At 42.4% G+C, this 10571-nt stretch carries 1 protein-coding gene; it reads right to left on the bottom strand.

The genetic code is table 11. The features are described from left to right. The coding region (locus tag H7T88_RS09860; RefSeq protein ID WP_221788276.1) for a non-ribosomal peptide synthetase at positions 1-10516 on the bottom strand (10516 nt) is incomplete at its 3' end. Positions 10517-10571 lie beyond the last annotated feature (55 nt).

The raw sequence follows: 10571 nt of genomic DNA, 5'->3' as shown, positions 1-10571 counted from the left end.
GGTGTTGATTGATTTTGTACACCAGCTTTGTCGCGCGTAAAGAGTTACCTCCTACATCAAAGAAACTGGCTCTTATACTGATTTTATCTATACCAAGTACGCCCTCCCAAATGGATAGTAACGTTTTTTCCAAGGATGTCCGGGGTGCGATATATTCACTTCCCGTTTGTATGTTTTCTAGTGGAGGCGGGAGTAAACGTCGATTAATTTTTCCATTGGAGGTCAAAGGCATATTATCGAGCTGTGTAAAGTAAGCTGGAACCATATAATTGGGAAGCAGAGTAGCGAGATTTTGTTTCAACTCTCCAACGGTCTTTTCGGAATCCGCCGTAAAGTAGGCACATATAGATTTGTCTCCGTTCTCATCCTCATGTGCAATCACGATGACTTCTTTCACACCTGGTACAAGTAATAATGCTACTTCAACTTCGCCCACTTCAATTCGGTAGCCTCGAATCTTCATTTGATGATCGATTCGTCCCAAATATTCGACATTGCCATCCGGCAACCATCTCACTAGATCTCCCGTCTTATACATCGTCGCGCCTTGGAAGAAGGGATCACGTACGAATCTTTCTGCTGTCAGTTCAGGCAAGTTCAAATATCCTCTGCCTACTCCGTCGCCTGAAATGCACAATTCTCCAACAACACCCACAGGCTGAACCTGTTCATGATTGTTCAATACATACAGACGGTTATTGCCTAATGTTCGGCCAATCGGCAGATGATTTTTTATGTTTTCTGTATCCAACTCCTCCGGAACAACACGGTATGTCGCAACATCGACACAGCATTCAGTCGGACCGTAAACGTTGATTATGGTTGGCGGCGTATGGTGGAGTGAAAATAAAGCCGTGAATTCAGCTACACTTTGCTGAGAAAGAGCCTCTCCGCCAATGAGCATATATTCTAATGATATTCCCTGAACGTCTCTTGCCCTGGCAAGTAATTTCAGATGAGCAGGTGTACCGTCGGTTACCTCAATTTCATACCGCTTGTAATAATTCATTAGTTCTTGTCCATCCCCAACCGTTTCCCTGTCTACAACAAACAAGGCATGTCCTGACAGCAGCGCGCCAAAAATCTGTTTGACCGATGCATCGAAATAGTAAGGAGCTAGTACTGCAACATGCTTACCGTTATTTGATTCATTCATAACCTGGCTGTACAGCGAGGTAACTAAATGTTGAACCTGACGATGTTCGATCATGACGCCTTTTGGCGTCCCCGTTGTACCGGAAGTATAGATTACATAAGCCAGCTGGCTGGAATCCCCTACCCGTTCTAAGTTGGAGAGATTAGATGCGTAGCTTTTTTCATCGTTTAAATCCATAACTTTTCCATCGAAAATGACCCTTTGTTTCAGATGTTCTTGTGTGACCAACACCATCGCTCCTGAATCACGCAAGATATGCTGGATACGCTCTTCAGGAGAATCCGGATCAAGCGGTACATATGCCCCGCCCGCTTTGATAATGCCCAAGATGCCAACAATCATATCCATGGAACGCTCTGTCATAAGGCCTACGGGTTGATTCGCGCATACCCCTTCAGCCCTTAGCGTATACGCCAGCTGGTTCGCCCGTTCATTTAATTGACGATACGTTAATTGCTGCTGCTTACCATAACTAACAGCCAATTGGTCGGGTGATCGTTCTACCTGTGCCTCGAAACGTTCCTGAAGGGTCTGATCCCGGGGATAGTCGATTGCGCTATCATTAAAATCATGTAATAGAACGTACTGCTCCTGTTTAGACAGCATTTGAATATCGGACAAGACAACATCCGGTTCGATCACGATGTCTCTGAGGATATTCAGCAGATGTGTCTTCATTCGGTCGATGGTATTCCGTTCAAATAGATCTGTCTTGTAATTCAAGTGCATCTCCAGACACTCTTCATCATCTTCAACGATGAACATCAGATCGTATAATGATACGCCAACGTTGATCTCTCTCACTTTGAAACTGCAATCCTTTTCCTGTCTTTGGTTCAACGCTGTATTCTGAAAAATATACATGGTATTAAATAATGCTGTTCCTGTCGACTCGCGATGTATGTTTAATTTTTCAACAAGATGGTCAAATAGATAGTCTTGGTTGTTCAGTGCATCGAGGGATTGAGTTTTGATCTCCTCCAGATAGGATCGGAACGACTTATTTGCCTTAGGCTGTGTTCGAATCGCCACCGTCTGAATAAAGACACCTACAATACGCTCGACATCTGGATGATTTCTTCCTGATGTTGGCGTCCCTACAATAATGTCCTCTTGAGACGTATACCGATGAAGCAGCACATTGTACGCGGCTAACAACACCATAAACAATGTGGTGCCTGTCTGTTTGGCAAGACTTTTCAGAGAATCCTTCAAGTGGTGATCCAGAACAAAGGACAGCCTTGAACCAGCCGAAGTCACATAGGGTGTTCGAACAAAATCGGTAGGCAAATTCAGACTCGGTATCTCCTCACTGAATTGATCCACCCAATATTTCTCCTGCTGCGTGTAGTTTTCACCTGTAATGTAGTCTTTCTGCCAAGCAACAAAGTCTTTATATTCAACCTTGATTTCCGGCATGTTTCTTCCGTCATATGCATCGATAAGTTCATTCGCTAAAATACCAACGGAATACCCGTCGGATACAATATGATGCATCTCAATGAGAATCTCTGCATGATCATCGTTAACACGAATGAATTCCGCACGTATTAACGGAGCTTGGGCACAATTAAATGGTTTGGTAAACGCCTTGATATGCTGTTCAAATGAGTCATAGCTTTGCTCTGAGCGTTTCACTTGAAAATCAATCGAAGGGGCAATGACTTGATAAAGTTCTCCTTCAACCAGATGAAAACTGGTGCGAAAAGCTTCGTGACGCTGCACGATTTGTTCTAATGCATCAATTAATCTAGCTTCATCCATGTTTCCACTAACCGTCAGATGACCGCACATATTCTGGAACACACTATTGGGCTCGAATTGATCCAGAAAATAGATTCGTTGTTGTGCAGGAGAAGTCTCGTAAAGCTCTTTGACCTCCAATGGTCTAATCGGAACGAGTGGACTTACGTTCTCGTCTGTAATCAGGCTGGCGAGCTCCTTCAGATGTCTATTCTTGAATAATTGAACGATCGAAATATGTTGTGCAAACTGCTGATGGACTTTGGAGAGCATCACTGTCGCCTGGAGAGAGTTGCCTCCGAGATCAAAGAAGTGATCATTTCTGCCCACTTGCTCCAGAGACAATACGTCCTCCCAAATTTGCGCCAGCTTTCGTTCAGTATCATTGACCGGATACGCAAACTCGGCAGTACGCCTAATGCTAACAGCACGTTCCGTTTTAAATTGATTGTACATATCGTCTAATTGTGCCTGTTGTTGATCTGTAAATAATGTCAACGACGAAATCTCAGCTTCAGGACGACTGACCATATGTTGCAGTAAACCTATAAACCCTTCCGACCACAATTTCATGATCTCATGTCCAATCAAATCGATATTGTAATCAAAATCTAGATGAAGTTCGTGGCTTACATCCGTAATATTGAGAAATAAATCATATGAAATATGTTTGATCGGATACGACACAAGCTTCGTTTCCATATGATCGAATTGAAGGTGATGAAACGTTCGATCCATATTAAATAAAATGCGGGTCTCCGGTGCTCTCATAGGGGCAAGCTGCTCGGATACAAGCGTTAATGGAGCATGCTGATGTTCCATGACAAGAGCCAACTTCTCCTTAAGCTGAACAATATGTTCCGCAACGGACTGCTCTGTTAACAAGCTATGATGAACAGGTACAATATTGACGCAGTTGCCCATCAAAGTATTTTTCCTCATATGAGACTGCCCTGCCGTAGGCACTCCGATCACAAGCTGAGACTGCCCTGTTAGCCGATGCAAATATAAATGAAACGCGGCAAACATCGTGACAAACAAACTGTTTTTATTATTTATACTTAATGTTCGCAAGGATGCTGTTAAGGAATGATCCAGTTTCATGGAGTATCGTGCGCCTGAATATCCATTTTGTACCTCAACGGACTGTGACGTTGGTAGGACTGCGTTTGGATAGGATAAGGAAAATTGCTTTTGCCAGAACTGAAGCCCTTGGTCATACGCTCCTCTGCCCTGTTCAAGCCGCTGCCAAGTTAAATACTCACGAAACGGGGTGGCTTCTGGCAATTGAACTGGATTTCCCCGAATAAGAGAAGAATAAATTTGTTCCATTTCTTGAATAAACAAAGCAATCGACCAGCCATCTGCAATAATATGATGAAAAGTAAGCACCATAACATATTGATTCGCTGCCTGTTTAAGCAACGTAATTCTAAACAAGGGTTCCCCGGATTGCAGATTGAATGCTTTGCTCGCGTCGGTAGATAACCAATCGGATATTTCCTGCTCTTGCTTCTCGCCAACATACATGGAGAAATCCAGCCATGTGCAGTGAAATTCCATTACTTCCCTGATTTGTTGTGTCTCACGATCCGCATGAATAACCGTTCGCAGAGCTTCATGACGCTGTATGATCTGATTAACAGCTTGCTCCAGAGCGGACGTGTTCATCTGGCCCTTCATTTTCAAAATAACACTCTGATTTAATGCCGCATTTGCATCTTCACCGTGCAGTGTAGTTAATAATAATTGCTTTTGCTCCAAGGACAAGGGAACTTCCATAACAGGTGATGCACCAGGAATAAAGCCTAGTTCCCGCAAATCACTGATCGTCTCTTTCACAATCTTAATGATTGTATTCATGTCATCGATGGAATGAACGGTAGATATAAAGCAGTTACGACCTTCCCAAATATATAAACCTTTATGGATTAGATGGTAGAAAAACAACTCCATATCTCCAAAGGATATAAATCTAAACAGGGATCCAAAGTTCACCATCTGCATAGGCACATTCGATGTTTTAAAAAACTCATTTAATTCATTAACAAGATAATCTGTTCTATCATTTAATTCTTTGTACACAGCTCCTGCTTCGGATTGAAGATGCTGCAGTACAGCTAGCGTTACTCGCATAGTAAGCGGGTGGGTACAGAATGTTCCACCAACAAAGGTTTTTTTGTCTGCGTCGGAAGGAAAGGAAGAATCACCAAAATTCCAGATGCCTCCGTCTACAGCATTCATAAATTCAGCTTTGCCCGCAACGATGCCAATTGGCAGCCCGCCGCCAACCACTTTTCCATAGGTAACCAAATCCGCCTGAACTCCAAACCATTCCTGTGCTCCTCCCAACCCGATCCTAAATCCAGTTATGACTTCATCAAAAATAAGTGCAGTACCGGATTGCGTAGTAATCTCTCTAAGTTCATGTAAAAAAGGCGTTGGTTGCAGATCAGGTCTTCGACTCTGTACTGGCTCAACAAGCACAGCAGCCAATTCATCACCCATATGACGAATCAGTTCAAGGGATTGCGGATGGTTATAATTCAGAATGATCAAATCTTCCATAGAACTTTGCACAATTCCAGGAGCCATGGGCAATGCAGAAGATAAAACTTCTTCGGGATTCGCTACTCCAAGTACGCCGTCATGTGTACCATGATATGATCCGGAAAATAATACAACTTTGGAACGTCCCGTTACTGCTCTTGTCAAACGCAGCGCAACCATGACAGCTTCAGTCCCTGAATTATAAAATGCGACACGCTCTACACCTGTCAGCTCTGAAATTTTCGCTGCAACATCTCCTGCCAGATCAGACATAGGGCCTAATGGGGGCATCTGTTCTTGAATGCTCTCAGCCATAATATTTTGAATAAAGGATGGATTATGACCAAATAAATTTACACCAAACCCCATCGTCAAATCCAAATATTCGTTCCCGTCTACATCCCATAACTTTGACCCAGCAGCACGTGCAGCAATGATGGGATACACCATTTCTTTCCAATAAGAACGAAATCCAGCAACATTACGATTGTTGGCATGTACATAACGGGTTAGGTCTGTTTTTAGCTTAGAGCCTTTGGTTTTAGCAGTATATTTGGCTATAAATTGTTCAATATATTGGTTCTGCAGCTCTGTGTATGGACTTTCTTCTTGAATTTTCAGTGATTGATAGGGTATAAACGGCTTGATTTCCTTGGAATCGAGATTAGATGTAACGTTTTCCGTTCGAATCCCCTTACTGTTTTCAATGTTTGCTTTCATATTAGGCATTTCTCTGACCTTTTTAACTTCATTAAGTTCATTAACTTCATTGAGTTCATCGTGTTTAGGATGTTTCATTTGTGAATGATTCACTTGAGCAGCTGTTTGCTCACCCAATAGCAAATTCAAGCTTTTTAATTGGGATTCCATCAGCTGAATGGCAGACATCACAATTTGGTCTGAATTCGCTGATGATCTGGCCGGATTTGTATGAGGCACCGATGCAAGATGTTGTTGTTCAGAATGTTCCTGTTCTGGCGCATCATCTAAGTGTGCAGACATATCAAAACCTTTTGTATTCTCTGACACATATTGCACTAAGGAATGGATATTCGTAAGATTCTCAAAAAACATCTCCATCGGAATATCCAGGCCAAACCCGTCTAATATCTCTTTCTTGATTTGCACAAGAATGATGGAGTCCAGTCCCATCTGAAGAAAATGGGCATGTTCATCTAGTTCTGCAAGTTTCAAACCGGATGCGCGACTGATGCTTGTCCTAATTTTCAATTGCACATCGTTTCTTTTTTCCTCCATTGGAACCCCATTCCTTTCTATCTTATGTTTTGCAGATACCGGTTGTTTGACTTCGATCCAACACCTTTTCTGCTCAAATGGATATAAAGGTAATGGAATTTTAGAGATGATCTTGCCTTCATACAGCCTCTCCCAATCGATCACTGCCCCTTGTGTAAATAACTCACCGAACGAACGTAATGATTCTGCCTTTGGCAGTGCATAGAGATGATCGGAAGCGATAGCCCTGTCTTTTTTGGCGTAGCCAAAGTAAACATTGGGAATCTTGTTTTCTCCTTGTGCGATTTGTTTCAATTTCCCATACAGTTCCTGTTCACTCTTTACAACGATGGAAAGCCGATAATCCAGAGTAGCCCTTCCCCTACTTGCTGTGTAACAGATTTGTTGAACGCTAACGTTGCCGTGCTCTTCTATATACTGAATATACATCTTGATCAGGTCATTCAGTGCCCGTTCATTAAGAGCAGATAACACAAATAGGTGAGGCTCTTGATCCGATGTTTGTTGTACTGTCTGTGACGGAACATATTCTTCAAGAACCACATGCGCGTTTGTGCCGCTGAAGCCGAACGAGCTGACCCCGCATCGTAAAGGTCGATCTTCGTCAGTCAAAGCCATCAATTCCTGATTCACATAAAAAGGAGAAGATTCAAATTTCAGTGCCGGATTAGGCTTATTAAAGTGGACCAACGGTGGAATCGTCCTATGTTGTAACATGAGAACAGATTTAATTAATCCGGCGATACCCGCCGCTTCAAAACTATGTCCTATGTTGGCCTTAACGGACCCGATCGCACAAAACTGTTTTCGATCCGTATATTTTTCAAAAGCCTTACGTAAAGCATTAAATTCAACGGGATCACCTAATTTGGTGCCTGTTCCATGTGCTTCTATAAAATGCAGTGTATTCGGAGAAATGCCAGCCTCTCTCCACGCCTGTTCAATGACATTCGTCTGTGACTCGGGATTAGGCGCTGTAATACCAACCGTTCTACCATCTTGATTAATCGCACTGCCTTTGATTACGCCATAGATATAGTCGCCGTCCTGCATGGCTTGTTGCAATGGCTTCAACATAACCGCTCCAACACCTTCACCAAAGCCTGTACCGTTCGCGTCTTCGCTAAACGTTCGTGTCAATGCATCTGGAGATTCCATATCCAGTCCGATACTGATCGGTAACAAGGCTGTTCGAATCCCTCCTGCAATAGCCATTTCACAATCTCCTGCAAGCAAACCTTTACATGCCATATGAACCGCAACAAGCGAGGAAGAACAAGCTGTATCAATTGTCAATGCCGGACCTTTCAAATTTAAAAAGTATGCGATTCTGCTTGCCAGTACAGATGGTAAATTTCCAATAATATAATGTTTGATCTCTGAAGGATAACTCGCCGTGATAAGTCGTTCATAATCATACCCAACTTTGGAATAACCCACATACACGCCAACATGACTTCCATTAATCCCGGCACCTGCATACCCCGCATCTTCGATCGTATGCCATGCTGTTTGCAAAAACATTCTTTGATTCGGGTCCATAAATTGGGCAGTTCTTGGGGTTAATCCAAAGAATGAATAATCAAATTGATCGATTTGATCTAAATAACCGCCTTTGATCCATTCAGGTTGATCCGTTTCACTCCGAATGGACTGAATATAATCCGCTGCGTCTTGTATCCGATGCTCAGGATAATCCTGAATGCAGTGCTCTCCCTCTTCCATGACACGCCAAAAATCACTTGCATTTGATGCTCCGGGAAAATTCATAGACATACCGATGATGGCTATATCATTTGATGATGGCTCATGTTCCCGAGCGGGATAAACTCTTTTATTTTCACGGCGACTACCAGCCAAATATCCTGCTAAATCCGTTATTGAGGGATAGGTAAAGAGATCCGTAACGGCTAACTCTTCTCCATATTTCTCTTCGATACGTTCAGCGATCTGGGCCAGCTGCAATGAAGTTGCACCCATATCGAAATAGCTATCCTCAGCTTTAATCCTCTTCCCTACCAAAACTTCGGAAAATAGGGATATCAGTTCCCGTTCCAGGACTTGAACGGAAACAGTTTTCATTTCTCTTCCTGTTTCCTTCATAAGTGCTTCTTGGATAAGTGCAGATTCTGTTGAAAACTTTCCAGCTTCGTATTGCTTGGCTAACTGATAGCGCTGAATTTTTCCGCTCGTTGTTTTCGGTAATTTTTTAATAGGCAGTACTTCCTTGACACTCCATCCTCCATGGATGTATAAATGCTTTTTAATGTCTTTTACGAGTGGCAGAAAGTGTTCGATCTTTTTTTTATAAACGACAAAAACAATAATTTCTTCGCTCTGACTATTCGAATCGTACACACCACAAGCGGCAATTCTGCCGAGTTCAATCTCATGCAATTGAATAGCTACACGCTCGATATCATGAGGATATATATTCTTACCATTCATGAAGATAATGTCTTTCTCTCGTCCAGTGATCACAAGAGTACCGCTCATAGTGAAACCGAGATCCCCCGTATTCACCCAACCATCACGAGTAAATACGTTCTCGGTTGCCATCGGATTATTGTAGTATCCTTGGGTGACGTTATCACCCTGAATTTGTATCTTACCGATAACATAATCTGGAACGAGATTCATATCCTCATCACATATTCGGACATGACAATAGTCCACAGCTCGACCAACGACAGCAAACGATGCCACATGCTCTGCATCCTTCTCGACTTCAATGACATGCTCACCCAAATTCAGATGATCGCGGTGTACATATATCGCAGCAAATTCTTTCTCTATTGGAGGAAAGCAGACTGCCACGGATGCCTCTGCTAATCCGTATACGGTAAACATAGCCGTTTTCTTCAACTGATAGGCTGATAATACATTCAGAAACTCATGGCAAACCTCTGGTAAAATGGGTTCGGCACCATTATAGATGACTCTGACACATGACAGATCCCATCCAACGGCCTTGTCTTCACGGAAAAAATTCAAAAAATACTTGTAACCAAAGTTAGGAGAGGAGAGGATAGTGGCTCTATGTTGATTGACTTTTTTCATCCATAGAATTGGCTTTCGAATAAATAATTCCGTGGGGATCAGATATTGATGAATACCTGCCACGAATGGAACGAGGTGGAATCCGATCAAGCCCATATCATGGGTGAGCGGCATCCAAGAGAGGAAACGATCATCCGAGCTGATTTTTGTACCATTGATTGCAGCACACGCATTGTATATCAGATTTCGATGAGTGAGCATAACACCTTTGGGATCACCGGTTGATCCAGACGAGAATTGAATAAATGCCAGGTCTTCCGACTTGGGTTCGTTATATCTAACAACATCATACTTATATACCTGGTCATGTATTATTTCGGCTCTCTTCTCCAGCTGATGATGAAAATCTGACATTTCATGCTCTAAAGCAAATTTTTTCATTTTATCCAGCACTTTCTCAGATGCAATCATGAAAGGGTCCTTCAACAAATCCCAAATACGGTATACTTTCATGTTTTGTTCTTCATCTTCACCTATACTTACAGGTACAGGTATCATTCCACCCAATATACAAGCCCAAAATGCGACGATAAATCGTTTGTTTTCTTGAATCTGAAAAATAATCTCCTGCCCTGGTTTTATGCCGATTTCTTGTAGATATCCCAAATAACCTTTGGCTTCGTTAAATAATTGACTATAAGTCATCCATGTTTCCATTTTATCAGAATCAATAAAACGAATACCCCGGTCTGTTACTTTGCTTCTGTCGCGAATAACATCTACGAGTGTTTGAAATCGACTGGTATACATATCTCTCCTCCAATGAATCATCTCTATGTAACTTATCTAATTAGTTACACATATT

It is taken from the genome of Paenibacillus cucumis (ex Kampfer et al. 2016), from assembly GCF_019748695.1.
Taxonomy (GTDB): Bacteria; Bacillota; Bacilli; order Paenibacillales; family Paenibacillaceae; genus Paenibacillus; species Paenibacillus polysaccharolyticus.
The sequence above is the reverse complement of the archived record's forward strand: the minus strand, read 5'-3'. Positions and strand labels throughout refer to the sequence as shown.